Origin of the sequence: Streptomyces sp. ID05-26A (genome assembly GCF_033794685.1) — a bacterium.
In the GTDB taxonomy this organism is placed as follows: domain Bacteria; phylum Actinomycetota; class Actinomycetes; order Mycobacteriales; family Pseudonocardiaceae; genus Lentzea.
The window spans coordinates 960414-978311 of the sequence record NZ_JARAYZ010000001.1 but is presented as its reverse complement, the minus strand read 5'-3'; the positions used below and the strand labels follow the sequence as shown (position 1 = coordinate 978311).

The following is a 17898-nucleotide window of genomic DNA, read 5'->3' as shown; positions in this document are numbered from 1 at the left end:
TCCACTCGGACGCAGCCCCCACCGAGGAGAAACACCGATCATGAAGGCTGTTGTTCTGAAGGCGTTCGGAGGCGCGGAGAACCTCGTCCTGGCCGACCTCCCCGATCCCCGGCCGCGACCAGGAGAGGTGCTGGTCGAAGTCGAGGCGGCCGGTGTGGGACACGTCGACGTCATGTCCCGTCGAGGTGAGTTCGGTAGCTCCTTCTCTCCGGGTTTCGTGCCGGGCATCGAGGTGGCCGGTGTCGTCGTCGGCACCGGTGAGGACGTCGACGACGCGTGGGACGGCCGCCGCGTCTACGCGATGCTGGACCAGACCGGTGGTGGTTATGCCGAGCTGGTCACGGCAAACGTCGAGGATGTCGTCGCTCTTCCCGACCAGGTCAGTGCAGCGGAAGCGGTTGCGCTCGGGTTCAACGCGTTGACCGCTCTGACGTCACTCGAACGCGCCCAGGTGCGCAAAGCAGACAAGGCTTTGGTCCGTGGTGCCGGTGGTGGAGTGGGGCTCATGGCGACCCTGCTGGGCATCCACCTCGGGGCCGCCGTGACGGTAGTGACGAGCTCCGCTCTTCGCGGTGAACGGCTGGTGGCGCTGGGTGCGTCGACTGTCGTGAACCGTCTTGCCGATGCCCAAGCGTACGAGGAATACGACATCATCATCGACCCGGTCGGCGGCCCGGAGTTCGATCGCTTCCTGGGGAAGCTGGCTCCCAACGGCCGGTACGTGCTGTGCGGAGGAGTGGCGGGTTTCCCCGCGCCGGACTTCGGCTCGACCTTGCTCGGCCGGTTCACGGCATCCCCTACCCTGCTCATGCTCAGCCTCTCCTCGATCAGCCGTGCAGAGCTCCGCGCACGCATGGAAAAACTCCTCGAGCTCGTCGCCGGCAAAACCGTCGCCAGTCTGATCGATGAAACGTTCCCTCTCGCAGCCGCGGCGCAGGCACATGACAAGCTCGAGTCCGGTGCCGCCTTCGGCAAGATCGTGCTCGTTCCCTGAAACCGATTCCGCGGTTTGCCACGTTCAGCACTCGAACAACGGCACGGACCAGAACGGCGATGAAGACTTCTGGGTACCACCCCACGCCGCCGGGTGTCGCCGTGCGAGGCATTGAGGGGGTGGCGCGTGTTGCAGACTGTGGACTGGGCAACTGTTGAGGTGGCGACCGAACGGTTCGTGCTGCGACCGTGGCGGGAGAGCGACCTCGGTGTACTGGTGGAAGCCGCGACCGACCCCTACATCACATCGATCACGACGGTTCCAGTCACTTGCACGACCGAAGCGCGACATGGCTTCCTGCACCGGATGACGGAGCTGTCGGCCGACGGAGTCACAGTGCCACGAGCGATCGCGGACCGGGTCACCGGCACAGTCGTCGGACATGTCAGCCTCCGCCTGCGCGATCTCGACCTCGGCCGGGTCGGACTCGGCTATTGGGTTCTGCCGTCGGCGCGCGGCCGGGGGGTGGCTCGCGAAGCCGTGGCGTGGCTCGCTGACTGGGCGTTCGACCGGCTCGGACTCGGCTATTGGGTTCTGCCGTCGGCGCGCGGCCGGGGGGTGGCTCGCGAAGCCGTGGCGTGGCTCGCTGACTGGGCGTTCGACCGGCTCGGAAGCTGGCGCGTCGAGCTGTGCATCGAGCCGTGGAACGAACCGTCGAAGCGAGTGGCGCTGAGCGCGGGGTTCGTTCGGGAAGGGCTGCTGCGCAACTGGCAGGTCATGGGTGGGCGACGGTCCGACGTGGAGATGTTCTCCCGCGTCCGCCCGCTCGCATCCGGGCCCGACGGCGACTGATAGGACGGGCTGGGCCGTCCGCGGCTCGAGCCGGGCCAGCATCGCCGCCGCGGAGCGAAAGGTACAGCCTGCACTACCAAGAAACACCCGCAGCCTGGGTCGTTCTGACCCGGCAGGCGACATTACGTTCTCCCCTGGAATCAACGATTCCACACAGCTCGCGATTGCTTGGCGCCAGGCGTCGACGGCTGAGCACGTCTACCGTCCGGTTTCTCCGCAAAGCCGAGGAACGAGACCCATGTACGACAAACCCGGTGGCTCGGCGACCGAGATGAAGCCACCGGCAGCTTGCCATCCGTTCTGCTTCTCGGAGCCTCTGGAAACGAGCCTCATGTTCTCCGCACCACAGGCGGTGTTGACCATCCTGTCCCTGCTCTGCGTCGCCTGGTCGTTGGCGCTGATCGCGGCGGACAAGCCGCTGCTGCCGCTGACGGGAGCCAAGCGAGGACTCGTCGGCCTGCTCGCCGCGCTCGAGATCGGGCTGCTGATCCAGGCTGTGGTCGGCGTCGTGCAGATGCTCGGCCTGGACAGGGAGATCGACCGGTTGTCGTTCGTCGGCTACCTCGCCGGACCGCCGCTGATCCTCCCGGTCGCCGTCGTGTGGTCGGCAGCGGAACGCACCCGATGGAGCGCGGGCGTGCTGGCGGTCGCCTGCTTCAGTGTGCCCGTCATGGTTCTACGGCTCGGCCAGATCTGGGCCGGACATGCGTGACACATCGATCGGCCAAGGACCGGGCCGCATGCTGGTCGCCGTCTACGGGATCTTCGCCATCGCCGCCACCTCGCGGTCGGCAGTACAACTCGGCACCCGCTTCGACCAAGCACCCATCGCGTACGTGCTGTCCGCGTTCGCCGCCGGGGTCTACGTGCTGGCCACTGTCACCCTTGCGGTCGACTCACGGCGGATCGCACTTGCCGCGTGCGCCGTCGAACTCGTCGGCGTGCTCGCGGTCGGCGCGGCCAGCCACGTAACGCCCAACGCTTTCCCCGACGCGACGGTGTGGTCGTTCTTCGGAATGGGCTACGGCTTCGTCCCATTGGTGCTGCCGGTTCTCGGCCTGTGGTGGTTGAGGAGGACCGCGTGATCGGCGTGTTCAGCGACTGGTTGTTCACCAGCGCGTTCGGGATCTACATGGCCGCTGCTCTGCTCTGTGCCGCAGAGTGGTCTCTTACGCGTTACTCGGACTCACCGCCACCCGCCGCTATCCGATGTGGACGGCTCGGCGTCGCGCTGACCGTGCTGGGTGCGGTCCTGCACCTCGTTTCACTTGTGCTGCGAGGCATTGCCGCGCAACGTGTTCCATGGGGGAACTTGTACGAGTACCTGTCCTCGTTCGGACTGGTCGTGATGATCGCTTGGCTCTACGTGGTGTGGCGTCACGAGATGCGGCGGCTATCGCTGTTCGTACTCCTGCCGCTGGCCCTGATGTTGTTCATCGCGGGCAATCAACTCTACGTCGAGGTCGCTCCGGTGCAGCCCGCCCTGCGGTCGTACTGGATCGCGATCCACGTAGCGGCGGCCCTGATGGCGAGCGGCGTCTTCTTGCTGTCCGGCATCATCAGCGGCCTGCACCTGTGGGCCTCGCACCGCCCGGTGAAACGTCTTCCGCCGATCGACCACCTCGACCAAGTCGCCTACCGCACCGGCACAGTCGGCTTCGTGACGCTCACCTTCGCGATCATCACCGGCGCGGTCTGGGCCGAGGCAGCATGGGGCCGTTACTGGGGCTGGGATCCGAAGGAGACGGTCGCGTTCGTTTCCTGGATCTGTTACGCGGCGTACCTGCACGCCCGCGCAACGGCCGGGTGGCGCGGCAAGCCAGCGGCCTGGGTCAACGTCGTCGGAATGCTCGCTGTGCTGTTCAATCTTTTCTTCGTCAACCTCGTGGTGTCCAGCCTGCACTCCTACGCCGGCACGGACTGAAATCGAAGAAGTCAGGTGAGTGAGCCTTGAAGTTGCTGGCGAACACGCCACCGACAAGCCGGATGGACGAAGGAGCGCCGGGGTTGAGCAGCGTGACGACCCTGTGAGCCGGTAACACGGGAGCGCTCATCTCGTCCCCGTCTCGTCGTCCACAGGAGCTCTCAGCTCTGGTCGTCCAACTCCTGGAACACCACGGTGGCCTCCCGTTCGTCGTCGGTCCGTTCGGCGACCTCCTCGCCGAACGGCTCTTTCCACACCCTCTGTTCCACGCCTGCGAGTCGGTGTCGATCCGCACAGCGATGTCGAGTAGCAGCCCGGTCAGGTGCGCGCGGTCACCTGCGTCGAGAGCATCGAGCACGTCATAAAGTGCGCCTGCGTGTACCTCGGCGTGGTCGTTGCCCTGCCAGGGCTTCCAGCACGCCAAAGAGGTGAGCCAGGTCGAGCACAGCGACGAGTCCGACCGCCGTGTTCCGGGCAGCCTCGACGCCCTGTTCATCGATCAGGACGTCGATCGTCGTTCAACAGTGCGGCAATGCGGGTGCGATGCCTGATCTCGGCACCGCGTCCACGACATCTGCCTCATCGACCACGACCATTGCGGTAACCCGGACATCGTTCTCCGAAGCGTGCTCGGTCAGCTCGACCGCTCTTGGATCTGACGTCGCATCTCCTGCTCGGCGGAGTCGTGGCGGCGTCCAACACGGCGGCCATCCGAACGTGTCCAGCAGGTCGGCGAGCTCGCCCTGCCGCGCGGCCGAGTCGAGTGACTCGGCGATTGACCGGCGTCGTGATCCGCTCGAGCGGGTTCGAGGTAGTGGCCGTGCACACCGCGGTCACACCATTGAGGTCCAGTAGCGCGCGGCGGCAGTTCGCACGTCCGGGTCGCCTTGCGGCCCGGCGTGCAGCCGTGCACCTGGCGACAACGGCGACTCGACGACGTGGGTGGATACCAGGGGCTGATGGGTCCGACCGACGGTTTCGGCTGCTTCGCGCACCAAAGCGCTCACTCGGTCGTCATCCAGCGCGTCTGCAGGTCCAGTGCGGCGTCGTAGTCCCGTGCCACGGCGGCCACGTCGGTGATCAGCAGGCGAGTGCCGTCGGGCGTCAGCACGGCGATCACCCCAGTAGCGATCGCCTCCAGTTCGCGGCGGCAGCAGCGGCGTGGACGCTGGGGGCCGAGATGGTTCGCACTCGGAGCAACTGTGCTCTGCGTGATGGTGACGATCACTGCAACAAAACCGAGTTCATGATCTGCGACGTATGGCCTGACAACCCGCCTCTGCGATCAGGCGACCGGATCGCAGAGGCGGGTTGTGCCTTCGCTCTGCATGGTCGACGGTGGTTGCAGAGGGGCGGACAGCGGTTCAGCATCGACTTCAGGCGGTTCTGATTCGAGCGTCTGGTACCAGTAGCGCTCCGCTTCGGAACGATCACGGTTGAGCAGACGCAGAGTTGATCACCTGAGGTTGGGAGATCGCGAACGCTCCGACCTGTATCCCAGTGTGTTGACGTGGACGGACAGAGCGGTGGCGGCGTCGGGGATCGACCGCCGCCGGGTCAGATATGTTTCGACGCTCGTGAGCAAAGCCTCGCCGATGGCACTCTCGGCTGGACCGGGTCGACGTACCGGCCGTGAAGACATCTTCCGAGCTCCGGCTCTTTCGCGACCGCCAGCCGCAGTGCCATCCGACTGTGGTCCACGATTCCGCGGTGGCCGAACCTGGTGGCGACCTCGAGCAGTTGCGTGGCTTCCGCGAATCCAGTGTGCAACTGTGACAGCCCGGCCGGGCCGGCCAGTCCGACCGTGACGTCGTCGGTCAGTTCGCCGGTGATGGGCCGGGAGAACACGGCCGCCACATCACCGCCATAGGTGCTGACCAGGGCCGTGTCCTGTGCAACGGCCGCGCGTTTCAGGCGGCGGCTGAGCGCGAGCGGATCGGTGCCGTCGGATCGTGCCCGCAGGACCCAGTAGTGCTTGTCTGCGGCGAGTCCGAACCCGACCCCCGCCGCGACCATCTGAGCCGTCGTCATCGCGCCTTCCAGCGAGCGGGCGAGCAGGATCGTCTGCTGCTGCTCCGCACAACGGGTGAGGTCGAGCTCGGCTTCCCAGTAACCGCCGAGGAACTCGTCGCGCAGCAACGTGATGCAACTGCGATAGGCGGTCAGGACATCCGCGCTGGGTATGCCCTGCAACGCCCGGCGCCGTCCGGTTTCTCGCTCGTCCACCGCCACGCCGGCCGGCAGGTGGTCCTCACCGCGCAAAGCGGCGACCACGCGCAAGACGTTGCGGTGCGCGGATGGCCGGATCTCCGACAGGGGAGCCACACGGTACGAGCCGATCGCATCGGCCACCCGCAACTGCGCTGCCACCAGTTCGTCGGCCTGCTGCAAGAGTTGTGTGGCCATCAGGGCGAGGTGGGTCTCGAGCGGCTCGGGCACTGATCGGCCTTTCCCTTGGTGCACAACATTCTCAGTGCGCCTGAGATCGGCACGCGATCTCCCGAAGCGGCATGCACCCGCTGTCCGGGTGGGACTGACGCGCGCAGGCGTCCGGGTCGAACGCCGGTCCACGGCCGACGCTGGGCAGAGCCTGAGCCGGGCGCGCATTGTCCTGTTGAGAATGAGCACGGTCAGAAAGGTGGGTCGTTTCGACAGAACTCACCGGCGGTGCGGTGATTCTTCCATCGCACCGCCGGTGAGCGTGTTCAGGGCACGACGGCTGCTACTTCGCGGCGCATAGGGCCTTGTCGAAGAAGTCGATGACTTCGAAGATCTTGACTTCGTCGTTCGTCCCGGCGATGGTGACCGCCCGGCCATCGAGGGTGATCGCGGCGCGGGTCTGGAAACCGTCGGCGTCGCCGCCGTGACCGTACGCGGTGATCCCGCAGCTGAGCTTCATCTCGAAGGTGCCCAGGCCGTAGCGCTGCCAACTAGCGACTGGGGTGGGCGCCTCCACCGTCTGACGCATCTCCGCCAGCCTGCTGGGCTGGATCAGCCGACCGTCCTGCAAAGCGACCAGGAACTTGTTGATGTCGCTCGGGGTGGCGATCATCTGCCCCGCCGCCCCGGCGACCGACGGGTCGAATCGGGTGATGTCGGTCAACTTGCCGGCGATCGGCTTGCCCTGGTCGTCCACAGCCCCCAGGTAGCCCTGGGGGTGCGGGGCACGGATGTCGCGGTCGCCCGGACCGGGGTAGTAGGTCTCCTTGAGCCCGATCCGATTGATGATCCGTTCCGTGATGACCTCGGCGAGGGGGCGTCCCGCCACCTTTTGCGCCACCAGACCCAGCAGGGTGTAACCGTTGTTGCTGTACGACCACACCCTGTCCTGCCCAGGAACGAAGGTCGGCGCCTGCGTCAACGCCGCGTCCAGCAGCTCCCTGGCGTCGAAGTACCGGTCCTTGATCGGCAGGATTCCCTTGGACAACGCGGGGACCGCGGAAGGCATCCCGCTGGTGTGGTTCAGCAGCTGCCTGATGGTGATGTTCCGGCCGTCGACCGCCGCACCGTCGCCGGTGCCCCGCACCACGCCCGGAAGGAACTTCTCCACCGCGTCGTCCAGTGCGAGCTTGCCCTCGTCGGCCAACTGCAGGATCGCCACAGCGGTGAACATCTTCGTGTTGCTGGCGATCCGCACGTAACCGTCCGTCGGCACCTTCGACTTCGTCCGGATGTCACCCACCCCGGCGGTGTAGTTCGTCACCCGCCCGTTCCGGTCCCGCACCGACATCAGCATGCCGGGCAGCGACCCGTCACTGACCAGCGCGTCCATGTCCGCCTGCAGCGTCTTGTCCCGAATCGACCTCGACCTGTCGTCCAACGCGCCCGCCGAAGCCACGTCTGTCAGAGTGAGTCCGGCGACCGCTACCGCCGCTACTGCCGCGGCGAACACACCACGACGCCGGCGCACGGGGGCCGGGCTGTTTTCAGTCATACGACTCTGATCTTTCGGCAAGGCACACTCTCCGAATTGGACTGTTGGCACTGACACGCACAGTTTCGCCACCGTCCCGGTGCTCTCGCGATCCCACGTACTGCACAAGTCCGGTACAGCCAGCACTACCTCCATCGACGCCCGGCCGGTCGGATCCGCCGGAAACGCACGTGCGGCAAGGGCTCGGGCGGATGCGTTGAGCACCCGCCCGAGCCCTTGTCGTTGTGTGGCTTCCCCAGCGCGGAAGCTGCCTGTGCTCTGCCGGGGGTCAGTTCGCGCAGAGTGCGGCGTCGAAGAGCGCGGCCCGGTCCGCGGCGACGGATTGGTCCTTCACCGATCCTTGCGTCGCGGTGACCACGATGGTCGCCGCGCGGCCGTCATCGGTGACCGCGTTGTCGTTCGCGAAGCCCGGGATGACGCCGCCGTGGCCCCACGCGACCTTTCCGCAGCTCAACGGCATGCTGAAGATGCCGAGTCCGTAGCCCTGGCCCGACTCCGGGTCCGTGGGGATGGTGGTGCGCAGCTGGGCCAGCTGGGCCGGTTCGAGAAGCTTCCCGCCCATCAGCGCACCCAGGAAGGTGTTGACATCACCGGGCGTGGAGACCAGCTGGCCGGCTGCCCAGCCCCAACTCGGGTCCATCTGCGTGAAGTCGACCAGCTTGTCGGTCACCGGGTTGCGCAGGTAGCCCTTGGGGTGCCGGCCGCGGATGTCCTGCTCGCCGACCTCGGGCGCGTACGTGTCGCGCAGGCCGATCCGCTCGATGACCCTGGTGGTCACCAATTCGTTGAACGGGCGACCGGTGACCTGCTGGGCGATCAGGCCGGCCACGACGTAGTTCGTGTTGCTGTAGGACCAGCCGCTGCCGGCGGGCCTGCCTTCTGGCCGGGCGTTCGCCAGGTCGAGCAGTTCCCGCGGTTCGAGGTAGACGTGCTGGTACGAGAGAAAGTCGCCAAGGGCCGAGAACATCGAGTCGGTGTAGTCGGGCAGGCCGCTGTTGTGCTGGAGCAGCTGGCGGACCGTGATCTTTTTCGCGTCCACGCCTTCAGCCCGCACCAGGCCCGGCAGGTACTTCTCGATCGATGCGTCGAGCTCTACCTTGCCCTCCCCCACCAACTGCAGTACGACCACAGAGGCGAACATCTTGCTGGCGCTGCCGATTCGCACCCTGCCGTTCGCCGGTACCTTGCTACCGGTCCGCAGATCACCGACCCCGGCCGTGTAGTGGCGGGTCCGGCCGTGCTGGTCCCGGACAGCGGCCAGGGCTCCTGGATGCCGGTCGACACCGACGAGCTTGTCGATGCTCTGCTGCACCGCATCGCCGCGGGGCTCGGCCTGGGCGGCGGGGACCGTGCCGGCGAACGCGAGACCGCCCGCCGCGACCGCTGCCGCCGCTGTCATGGCGGCCACACGGTGATACCCCGAGGAAGAAGATCGATATCGCTGGGAAGACAATCTGAACAATGCAGCCAACTCCTGGGTTCCACGAACGTCGGTCTTGCGTTGACCGACTGAGTCCAGGCTGCTCATCTCCTCCCAAGTGGACAATCCAGCTCGCTGAACAACGGAGGTAGTGGTAGCACCACCAGGTCGGGGCTTCCCTTGTCCTGGTGGGTCGGCGGCGACGGGCAAGCCGACTCGATCCGATGTGGAATTGCGTTGATCGGATAGGGTCCCGGCTCGGGAGGTGGGATGACACGGGTGTGGCAGCGCCTGTGGGCGTCGCTCGATGCCGTTGCGCGCCTGATAGGCGGCCTGGGCACGGCATTGCTCGCGATGGCCGTCCTCGTCTGGATCGGCGTGGTCGCGCTGCTCTGCTGTGTCGGTGTCGGCGTTCTCCTGGTGCCCTCCGCCCTGCGTTTGCTACGGGCGGGCGCGAACCGGGAACGGGTCCGGCTCGATGTTCTCGCCCCCGGCCCGGTGCCGCGCGAGACGCGCGCCGCGCTGCGCGCCTTGCTGCGCGATGTGACTGTGCGGCGTGAGCTGGCCTGGCTGCCGCTGCACGCCACGGTCGGCTTTTCCGTCGGGTTCATGGGGCTCGCGCTGCCGGTCACGATGCTGCAGAACACGACCTACCCGTTCTGGTACCACCTGCTGCCGCCCGAGGACAACGCTCCCAGCTTCTTCTTCTGGACCGTCAAGGGTCCCTGGGCCGTCGGGATGGCCGGCGTGCTCTGCGGCGCCCTCATCGTCGCGTTCGGGCCGGCGCTCATGCGGGTGCAGGAGTGGTCGGGCCGGCACCTGCTGGCGCCTCCGCCGGGTGCTGACCTCTCGCTGCGGATCGCCGAGCTGACCGCCACCCGTGCCGCCGCCCTCGACGCGCACGCCGCCGAACTGCGCCGCATCGAACGGTCGCTGCACGACGGCACGCAGAACCGGCTCGTCACGGTGAACGTGCTGCTCGGCGCCGTCCGGCGGGCCGTGGACCGAGATCCCGCCACGGCCCACGCCGCGCTGGACCGAGCCCAGGACGCTGCCGAGCAAGCGCTTTCCGAACTGCGTGCCGTGGCCCGCAGCATCCTGCCCCCGGTGCTCGCCGACCGCGGGCTCGCCGGCGCCCTGGCCGGCCTCGCAGGCAGCTGCGGCGTGCCCTGCGAGCTGGTGGTGGACGTACCGGGCCGCTGCGCCGCCTCCGTCGAGGCCACCGCGTACTTCGTGGTCGCCGAAGCTCTTTCCAACGTGACCAAGCACAGCGGCGCCACGACCGCCGCGGTGCAGGTGGCCAGGCGAGGCGATCGGCTGGTGCTGCGGATCGACGACGACGGCAAGGGCGGCGCGGACGAGAACGGCGGGTCTGGCCTGGCCGGCATCCGCCGGCGGATCGAGGCCTACGACGGGCGCTTCACCCTGGACAGCCCCGCCGGTGGGCCGACGACGATGCGAGTGGAGCTGCCGTGCGGATCGTGATCGCGGAAGACGACCTCCTGCTGCGCGAAGGGCTGGCGCTGCTGCTGCGCGCCGAGTCGCTCGACGTGGTGGCCACCACCGACACGCCGGGATCGTTCCTGGCCGCGGTGGCAGAACACGAGCCGGACGTCGCCATCGTCGACGTGCGGATGCCCCCCACCCACACCGACGAGGGGATCCTGGCGGCCGTCGAAGCGCGGCGGCGGCAGCCCGGCCTCGCGGTGCTCGTGCTCTCCGCGTACGTGGAGCAGACGTTCGCCACCGAACTGCTGACCGGCGGCGCCAGCCGGCTCGGCTACTTGCTGAAGGAACGCGTCGGGCGGGTCGACGAGTTCCTGAGCGCGCTGCACCGCGTGGCCAGCGGCGGCACCGCCGTGGACCCCGAGGTGGTGGGCCAGCTGTTGGCCCGCAACCCGAACGCCGGCGCGCTGGGCCGGCTGAGCCCACGGGAACGAGACGTGCTCGCGCTCATGGCCCAAGGCCTCGGCAACACCGCCATCGCGGAGAAGCTCGTCATCACCGAAGGCGGAGTGCACAAGCACATCCGCAGCATCTTCGCGAAACTCGACCTCGCACCCGACGACCGGGCCGACCGGCGCGTCACCGCGGTCCTGCGCTACCTCGAAGGCACCGGACCCAGATAGCGCCGGTCACCGCGGCGAGCGGAGTCACGCTGCGGCGATCGACCGTCGCCACCCCGGCTTCGGCAGATGGGCTCGTGAGACCCAGAAGCGTGAGACGTGTGGCTGCGTCATCCTGGCCGAGCAACCGGCCCGGCTACGGGTGCGAACCGAGTTCCCCACGACTGTGGACCGAAGCCAGCCGCAGGCGGTGAAGGCGGTCGACGTGTACCTGCGGCACAGGGCTCCGAACGCCGCCGTCAGCGTCCTCTCCGGCCGAACGCTTGACGACGACAACCGACTGGCGTCCTCGCGATGCGTGCACGCCCGTCGGTTGTCGTTCAACTGGATCGGGGACCTCTGCCGTCCCCAGGTGACCGTTACTCCTTGACGCCGATGCCGGCGATCGGCGGGACGCGGAGCAGTCGTGCGATGGGCAGGATGGTGGTGAGCAGGGCGAGCAGCGTCGTGCCGCCGATGATGGACACCCATCCCAGCGGGGGCACGTAGGGAACGCTCTGCCCGGTGAGAGTGCGCACCACCGATACCAATGTGATTGCCGCGATGGTTCCACCGATGAGCAGGGAAACGCCGAGCAGGCCGGACTGTTCCGCGTGGACCATCCTTTTCAACTGCTTCCGGGTGACGCCGACCATGCGCAGTGAAGCCAGTTCACGGCCACGGGTGAGAGCGGCCATGACCATGGTGTTGGCGGCGGCCATGGCGGCGAAACCGATCATGATGCCCATCAGCAGCTTGTTCAACCAGGCGCTGAGCGCCAGATCGTTGGCAAGCTGGCCAGCGTGCCCTGCAGTGTTCGTCACGGTGCTGCCGGGGTACCGGCCGGTGACGTCGGCCAGGGCAGTGGTGATGTCGGTGCCCGGTTCGGCGCGGACGAGAATCCGCTCGTAGCCGGTGGAGGCAGTGTGGCCGACGATGACGTCCTTGGTGACGGTGAAGTCGTTGAAGCCTATGCCCCGGCCGTAGATCGCGACGATGCGCAGCGTGGCCGGTGTGCCGTCGCCGAGCCGCACCTCGGCCTGGTCACCGACTTTCCAGCCGTTCGAATCGGCTTGCAGGGCCGACACCGCCATGGCGGACCCACGCAGGTCGGACAGGCTTCCGCTGCGAACCTGGAGGTCCATGGTGTGCTCGACGCCATCCGGATCGACGGCCTGCACACCACCGCTCTCCCCGCTCCCGCCGAGGATGATCGAGGTGTTCCGCACTCCGGTGGCGGCCACCACGCCGGGAATCTCGCGTATTTCTGCGAGAGCGGTCTCAGGCAGGCCGGCGGCGGAGCCCACGGAGTGCTGGGCAAGCATCCCGGCGCGGGTCTGGGTGACGGTCTGTCGTAGCAGGTTGTCCTGGAGGAACCAGATCGAGCCACCGAGGCCGACAGTCAGCACCAGTGCGGTCAGCACGGTGACCATGCTCTGGGCGTTGGCGCGCAGGTTCGCCGCGGCCAGGTAGCCGCTGTCGCCCCACGCCGCACGCAGCACCGGGCCGAGCAGCCGGGCAGCCGTCCGGTTGATCCAGGGGGCGAGCAGGGCGACCGCGAGGATGAGCGCGGACAGCATGCCGAGCGCGGTGCCGAGGGCAGCGTTCCCCTTCTGCGTCGTGCTGAGCGTGGTCAGGTAGATGGCACCGGCCAGGGTGACGAACCCGACGAACAGCCGGATCTTGCTGTTCCGAGTGGGTTCCACGGCGATCTCGCCGAGCGCCTCTGTCGGGCGGATCAGCATTGTCCGACGGGCGGCGATCAGCGCGGCCCCCACTGCCACAGCCATTGTCGCCCCCACCACGGCGGCCGCAGTCAGTGCACCGTCGCTGAACAGGAACGTGTTCGGGATGAACCCGCGGTCGACCAGTTCCCCGCGCACCCATCGAGTGGCGAACCAGCCAGAGGGCACACCGATCACGACCGACAACAGACTGAGCAGCCCCACCTCGGTGAGGATCAACCGGGCGATCTGGCCTGGGGTCGCGGCGACGGCCCGGAGCAAGGCGAGGTCGCGTCGCCGGTGCCGGACCGCGAGGCCGATGGTTCCGGCCACGACGAACATCACCAGCAGCGCCACGAATCCGCCGAAGACAATGCCGAGCTGGACCAGCATGTCGCTGGCCGCCAGGTCCGCGGACTGTTCCAACAGTCCGCGCTCGGCGCCGGCGTAGGCCTTGAAACCGGCCTCGGTGGCCAGCTTGCGCACGTCTGCGACCAGTGCGGCGTTGTAGGCACCCGGCTCAGCGATGATGTCGACGGCGTCGACCCGGCCCTGCCGCGGGTACACGGCCGCCGCGTGCTCGTCGGTGAAGAACACCTCGGGCGACGCGTCGGGGCCAGGCCTGGGGCCGGCGTTGCGCACGAGGCCGCTGACCCGGTACACGCGTGCCGTCCCCTCGATCAGGATCGGGACCTCGTCGCCGGGCGCTACCGAACCGGCCAGGCGTTCATCCAGCGCGACCTCCTCCGCCTTCTTCGGCTCGGCACCCGAAACCAGCCGGTAGGGGGTCAGCACCGTGCTGCTCCACCCATGTCCGGTGGCCCCGCCGTTCTCCAGGATCGCCGTCACCGACGTGTCACCCACCACCGTGGCCACACCCGGTAGCTGCCGGAACTGCTCGACCATCGAGGCCGGGACAGTGCCCCCTTCAGGTAGCTCTACGGTGACTTTCTCCTCATCGCTCGTCGTGAGCGTGATGTCGCGATTGGCGACGACGACGTCCGTTGCGGCGTAGCGCTTCGACGCGGCCTCGAACCGCAGGCCGGACTCCACGAGCAGTCCCATCGACATCAAGAGCACCACTCCGGCCGTCAAGGCCAGCAGAGTGGCGACCGCGCTGCCCTTGCGGTGGCGCAGCATCTTCGCAGCCAGCTTCAACATCGGTCAGCGCTCCTGCGTGACGCGCTGACGGCGGCCCAGCAAGGCCAGTTGCTCCGCGATGCGTTCCGCACCAGGCTGCGGCACGTCATGCACGATCTGGCCGTCGGCCAGCACCATCACACGATCCGCGTACGACGCCGCCACCGGGTCGTGCGTCACCATGATCACCGTCTGCCCCGCCTCGTCCACCACCGAACGCAGCAGGCTCAGCACCTCGCCCGCGGTCTGGGTGTCCAGCGCACCGGTCGGCTCGTCACAGAAGATGACCTCCGGGCGCGTCGCCAACGCCCGCGCGATCGCGACCCGCTGCTGCTGACCGCCGGACAGCTCCGACGGCCGGTGCGACAGCCGATCAGTCAACCCGACCCGCTCGACGACCTGCCGCAACCATGCGGCGTCGGCGCGTTTTCCCGACAGCTGCAACGGCAACACGATGTTCTCCCGCACCGTCAACGCTCCGATGAGGTTGAACGCCTGAAAGACAAACCCGATCTTCGAACGCCGCAGCTTCGTCAGATCGGTCTCCGACAGTTGCGACAACTCCGTGTCGCCAACCCACACCTGGCCGCCGGTCGGCTGGTCCAGCCCCGCCGCCGTCTGCAGCAACGTGCTCTTGCCCGAACCGGACGGCCCCATCACCGCGGTGAACGTGCCCCGCTCGAACATCGCATCGACACCCGCAAGGGCAGTCACCGCCTGCAGTTCCGCGCCGTAGACCTTTCTCAGGCCCTGAACCCGCACCGCCGGCGCGGGCCTGGCAACGCCCGCACCAGAAGTCCCGTCAACTTGCACATCATGGATTGACATCACAAAAACCCGAGGTCCTATTCGTCGATTTCCCAGGCAGGACGGTAATCTCGCCCGCCCGTCGAAACGACCCAGGCAGCAGGTGATCACTGGTAGCGCAGGCTGTACCTTTTTCTCCGCGGCAATCCCAGCCTGGATTCGACGACGCGGACGTCATCGGCGTGACATCAGCTGACCGACAACGGCGGAGTCGGCAAGCCGGTCGATGGCGGACATGAAAGCAGGGCGACTCAGAGCCGGTCCCTCTCCGCGCACAACGCACCAGAGCGACGGAGTCCGCTGCTCGAGCCGGGGCAGGGAAAACCCTGGCCACGTTGGGCTGACGACGGCACACGAGCTCGCGGAACCGAGCAGAGGTCTGCTGCGTTTCGAAGTCATCGCACCAGGGCGCAGAATCGAGGTGCAGCCTGCTCTACCTGACACTTGGGAGCCTGCGGTATCGGCGACGCTGTCGAACACAACTAACTTCTTCGTCATGAACCTCTCGCCCACCCTCAGCCGAGCCCTGCTCGCGACGGTCCTGGCAGTCAGCGTCGTGGCCAACATTGCCGCTCAAGCCTTCGGTCTGAGCCTCTACATCAGCGCCGCGTTCGGACTGATCGCCATCGCCAGCGGCATCGCTCTGTTCTTCAACTACCGCAAGAACCGTGAGGATTCGCGGACCCGGTGAAGTATCCGCCGCCTGTGTCGCCCGGAAAGACGCGGGCACGTGGAGCGTGAGGCAAGACTTCCGTTTATGAGATTCTGAAGAATCCGAAGTACACGGGGTATCAGGTGTTCAATCGCCGTGCCTCGCGGTCGCGGCACGGAAAGGTCAACGACCCGGCGCTGTGGGTGTGGTCGACTGTGCCCGCGCACGAACCGTTGATCCCGAAATGGATGTTCGACGAACTGAATGCGCGGCGGCAAGTGCGGCGCGGACCGCGTGACGGCAACGACCTCAACGTTCATCCGGAGACGACGCGGACCTACGTGTTGCGGGCGATGCTGTTCGACTCGTGCGGGCGGCGCATGAACGGCAACTATCGCCACAACGCCGCCTATTACATGTGCTGGCCCAAGAGCAACAACCGTGGACGATCGGACAAGTACGTCCGGCATCCCAAAGTCGTGTACATCCGTGAGGACGCGATCCTGGACGCCCTGTCCGGCTTCTACGGCGATCGGGTGTTCGGCGTTGATCGTCGAGCGATCCTCGCTGCCGACCTCGCGACGTTCGACGATCGTGAAGCGCTGGCACGGGACGCCGACAGGGAACGCCTTCAGCGCACGCTGGTGGACCTCGTGCGCCGTCAGAACTCGGTCATGAGGCAGGCGCAGGACGGGGACCCTGATGACCCCTTCACGCGGGCTCTGCGTGGCACCTACAACGACCTGGACGCCGAACGGGCGGCAGCACTTCCCGCCATCACATCGCTGGACGCCGCCGACAAGGCTGGGCCTGCCCGACCAGACGTAGGCGATGTCGATCTGTTGAACGCCCTGCCGCTCATGAGCGAGAACCTGACCGATGCGCCGGAACCGTTGCTACGCACGCTGTTCGAGGCAACCAGTCTCACCGTGAAGCTCACGGACGACGGCGATCACTTGACCATCAGCATCCGGATTCCGGACGACACGGTCCCCGAGATCACCAGGGCGGCGGAGATCATCAGCGAACAGGTCGCCGAAAAGCAACAAGCGCCTGGTCAGAGTCTGACCGGCGCTTGTGCGGATGGTGCTGGTGCCCCCGGCAGGATTCGAACCTGCGCTCCCGCCTCCGGAGGGCGGTGCTCTATCCCCTGAGCTACGGGGGCCGTAGCTACGTGGAAGATCCTAGCGCACTCCCGCGACCGAGTTTCACACCTACCCCCGGTAGCCACGAAGCGTGTCCTCCATCACTCCGCGCCGTGACGAGGAATGCGTCGGATTGCACTCATGCGCATGTCGCTATATGTTCCGAAGCATGGGTCACGGGCATGGGCACGGATCGGCGAGCGCCAGCGGGCAGCACGCCGGCAAGCTGTGGATCGCGTTCGGCATCGGTGCGGTCTTCATGGTGGTGGAGTTCGTCGTGGGGTTCGCGACGTCCTCGCTCGCCCTGATCTCCGATGCCGCCCACATGCTCACCGACGTGCTCGGGGTGGGCATGGCCTTGGCCGCGATCATGGTCGCGCAGCGCGCGAAGGCCGGGAAGAACCGCACGTTCGGCTTCTACCGGGCCGAGGTGCTGGCGGCGCTGGCCAACGCGGTACTGCTCTTCGGGGTGGCCGGGTACGTGATCTGGGAGGCCGTCGGGCGGTTCCAGGACCCGCCCAGCGTGCCGGGGTGGCCTGTGCTGATCGCCGCCACGGCCGGGCTCGTGGCCAACCTCGTCTCCTTCAGCGTCCTCAAGGAGGGGGCGAAGGAGAGCATCAACGTCAAGGGTGCCTACCTCGAGGTGCTGGCTGACCTGATCGGGTCGGTGGGGGTGCTGATCTCGGCGATCGTCACCATCACGACCGGCTGGAAGTACGCGGACCCGATCATGGGTGTGCTGATCGGTGTCTGGGTGCTGCCGCGGACGTACAGCCTGGCCAAGAACGCCCTGCACATCCTCTTCCAGCACGCGCCGGAGCGGCTCGACGTGACGGAGATGCAGAAGAGCCTGACGCAGATCGCCGGCGTCACCGAGGCGCACGACCTGCACGTGTGGACGCTCACCAGTGGCATGGAGGTGTGTTCGGCTCACCTCGCGACGGCCGAGGACGCCGATCACGCGATCGTGCTGAAGGAGGCGCAGTCGTTGCTGGCCACCAAGTACCACATCGAGCACGCCACGCTGCAGGTCGAGGGCGGCTCGTCAGCGCAGCGGTGCCGGGAGCTCAGCTGGTGACCGGGGCAGGTCTCGGATCGCGTCCTTAGTGGACTGCGTTCCCGTTCGTGACGGAACGAGCGGCTCGCGGGGGTGTGGCACCGCGACCCAGACACGGCCTCGTTCGAACGGCACCACAACAGCCTCCCCAGACGCCAAGCGTGAATAGCCAAGATCTCATCGAAGTATGTCTGATGGGGATAG

General features: G+C 67.2%; 15 protein-coding genes, 1 tRNA gene and 1 pseudogene. 10 read left to right on the top strand and 7 right to left on the bottom strand.

The genetic code is table 11. The annotated features are described in order from the left end of the window. The first annotated feature begins 127 nt into the window (after positions 1–127). From PV646_RS04770 to ccsB, 5 genes are all read left to right on the top strand, one after another. Complete coding sequence (locus PV646_RS04770) at positions 128–994, top strand: quinone oxidoreductase family protein (protein ID WP_500340226.1); 867 nt, start codon at positions 128–130, stop codon at positions 992–994. A 138-nt stretch (positions 995–1132) separates the two neighbouring features. Next, on the top strand, positions 1133–1786 hold the full coding sequence (locus PV646_RS04765) for a GNAT family N-acetyltransferase (protein ID WP_500342268.1): 654 nt from the start codon (positions 1133–1135) through the stop codon (positions 1784–1786). 331 nt (positions 1787–2117) lie between these two features. After that, positions 2118–2498, top strand: a complete 381-nt coding sequence (locus PV646_RS04760; protein ID WP_500340225.1) for a hypothetical protein — start codon at positions 2118–2120, stop codon at positions 2496–2498. Further along, positions 2491–2871 carry a hypothetical protein gene (locus PV646_RS04755; protein WP_500340224.1) on the top strand — a complete coding sequence of 127 codons (381 nt, stop codon included), beginning with the start codon at positions 2491–2493 and terminating at the stop codon, positions 2869–2871. The genes PV646_RS04760 and PV646_RS04755 overlap by 8 nt, the downstream gene beginning before the upstream one ends. Beyond that, positions 2868–3710, top strand: a complete 843-nt coding sequence (gene ccsB, locus PV646_RS04750; protein WP_500340223.1) for a c-type cytochrome biogenesis protein CcsB — start codon at positions 2868–2870, stop codon at positions 3708–3710. Before PV646_RS04755 ends, ccsB begins: the two co-directional genes overlap by 4 nt. 1456 nt (positions 3711–5166) lie before the next feature. On the opposite strand, the gene PV646_RS04745 is transcribed toward ccsB, so the two are convergent. From PV646_RS04745 to PV646_RS04730, 4 genes are all read right to left on the bottom strand, one after another. Continuing rightward, positions 5167–5352 carry a helix-turn-helix domain-containing protein gene (locus PV646_RS04745; protein WP_500340222.1) on the bottom strand — a complete coding sequence of 62 codons (186 nt, stop codon included), beginning with the start codon at positions 5350–5352 and terminating at the stop codon, positions 5167–5169. Then, on the bottom strand, positions 5268–6149 hold the full coding sequence (locus tag PV646_RS04740; RefSeq protein ID WP_500340221.1) for an RsbRD N-terminal domain-containing protein: 882 nt from the start codon (positions 6147–6149) through the stop codon (positions 5268–5270). The genes PV646_RS04745 and PV646_RS04740 overlap by 85 nt, the downstream gene beginning before the upstream one ends. A 283-nt stretch (positions 6150–6432) precedes the next feature. Beyond that, on the bottom strand, positions 6433–7548 hold the full coding sequence (locus tag PV646_RS04735) for a serine hydrolase domain-containing protein (RefSeq protein ID WP_500340220.1): 1116 nt from the start codon (positions 7546–7548) through the stop codon (positions 6433–6435). Positions 7549–7912: 364 nt separating this feature from the next. After that, on the bottom strand, positions 7913–9043 hold the full coding sequence (locus PV646_RS04730) for a serine hydrolase domain-containing protein (protein ID WP_500340219.1): 1131 nt from the start codon (positions 9041–9043) through the stop codon (positions 7913–7915). A gap of 291 nt (positions 9044–9334) precedes the next feature. Here PV646_RS04730 and PV646_RS04725 point away from each other — a divergent pair, with 291 nt between their 5' ends. Continuing rightward, a complete protein-coding gene (locus tag PV646_RS04725; RefSeq protein ID WP_500340218.1) occupies positions 9335–10549 on the top strand; it encodes a sensor histidine kinase in 1215 nt (404 codons plus the stop codon). Continuing rightward, the gene (locus PV646_RS04720; protein ID WP_500340217.1) at positions 10537–11193 is read left to right on the top strand and encodes a response regulator; all 657 of its coding nucleotides are present in this window, start codon (positions 10537–10539) and stop codon (positions 11191–11193) included. Before PV646_RS04725 ends, PV646_RS04720 begins: the two co-directional genes overlap by 13 nt. A 356-nt stretch (positions 11194–11549) precedes the next feature. Here PV646_RS04720 and PV646_RS04715 read toward each other — a convergent pair whose 3' ends face one another. Further along, positions 11550–14054, bottom strand: a complete 2505-nt coding sequence (locus PV646_RS04715; RefSeq protein ID WP_500340216.1) for an ABC transporter permease — start codon at positions 14052–14054, stop codon at positions 11550–11552. Between the two features lie 3 nt (positions 14055–14057). Then, a complete protein-coding gene (locus PV646_RS04710; protein WP_500342267.1) occupies positions 14058–14861 on the bottom strand; it encodes an ABC transporter ATP-binding protein in 804 nt (267 codons plus the stop codon). Between the two features lie 475 nt (positions 14862–15336). Here PV646_RS04710 and PV646_RS04705 point away from each other — a divergent pair, with 475 nt between their 5' ends. Then, on the top strand, positions 15337–15531 hold the full coding sequence (locus PV646_RS04705; protein WP_500340215.1) for a hypothetical protein: 195 nt from the start codon (positions 15337–15339) through the stop codon (positions 15529–15531). 65 nt (positions 15532–15596) lie between these two features. Then, a pseudogene (locus tag PV646_RS04700) lies at positions 15597–15758 on the top strand (recombinase family protein); the annotation flags it as partial. An 824-nt stretch (positions 15759–16582) separates the two neighbouring features. Here the strand turns inward: PV646_RS04700 and PV646_RS04695 are convergent. Continuing rightward, positions 16583–16657: transfer RNA gene (locus tag PV646_RS04695), tRNA-Arg, on the bottom strand. A 149-nt stretch (positions 16658–16806) separates the two neighbouring features. Between PV646_RS04695 and PV646_RS04690 the strand changes: the two genes are divergently transcribed. After that, positions 16807–17715: a cation diffusion facilitator family transporter gene (locus tag PV646_RS04690; RefSeq protein WP_500340214.1), complete on the top strand. Its 909-nt coding sequence runs from the start codon at positions 16807–16809 to the stop codon at positions 17713–17715. The last annotated feature ends 183 nt before the right edge of the window (positions 17716–17898 follow it).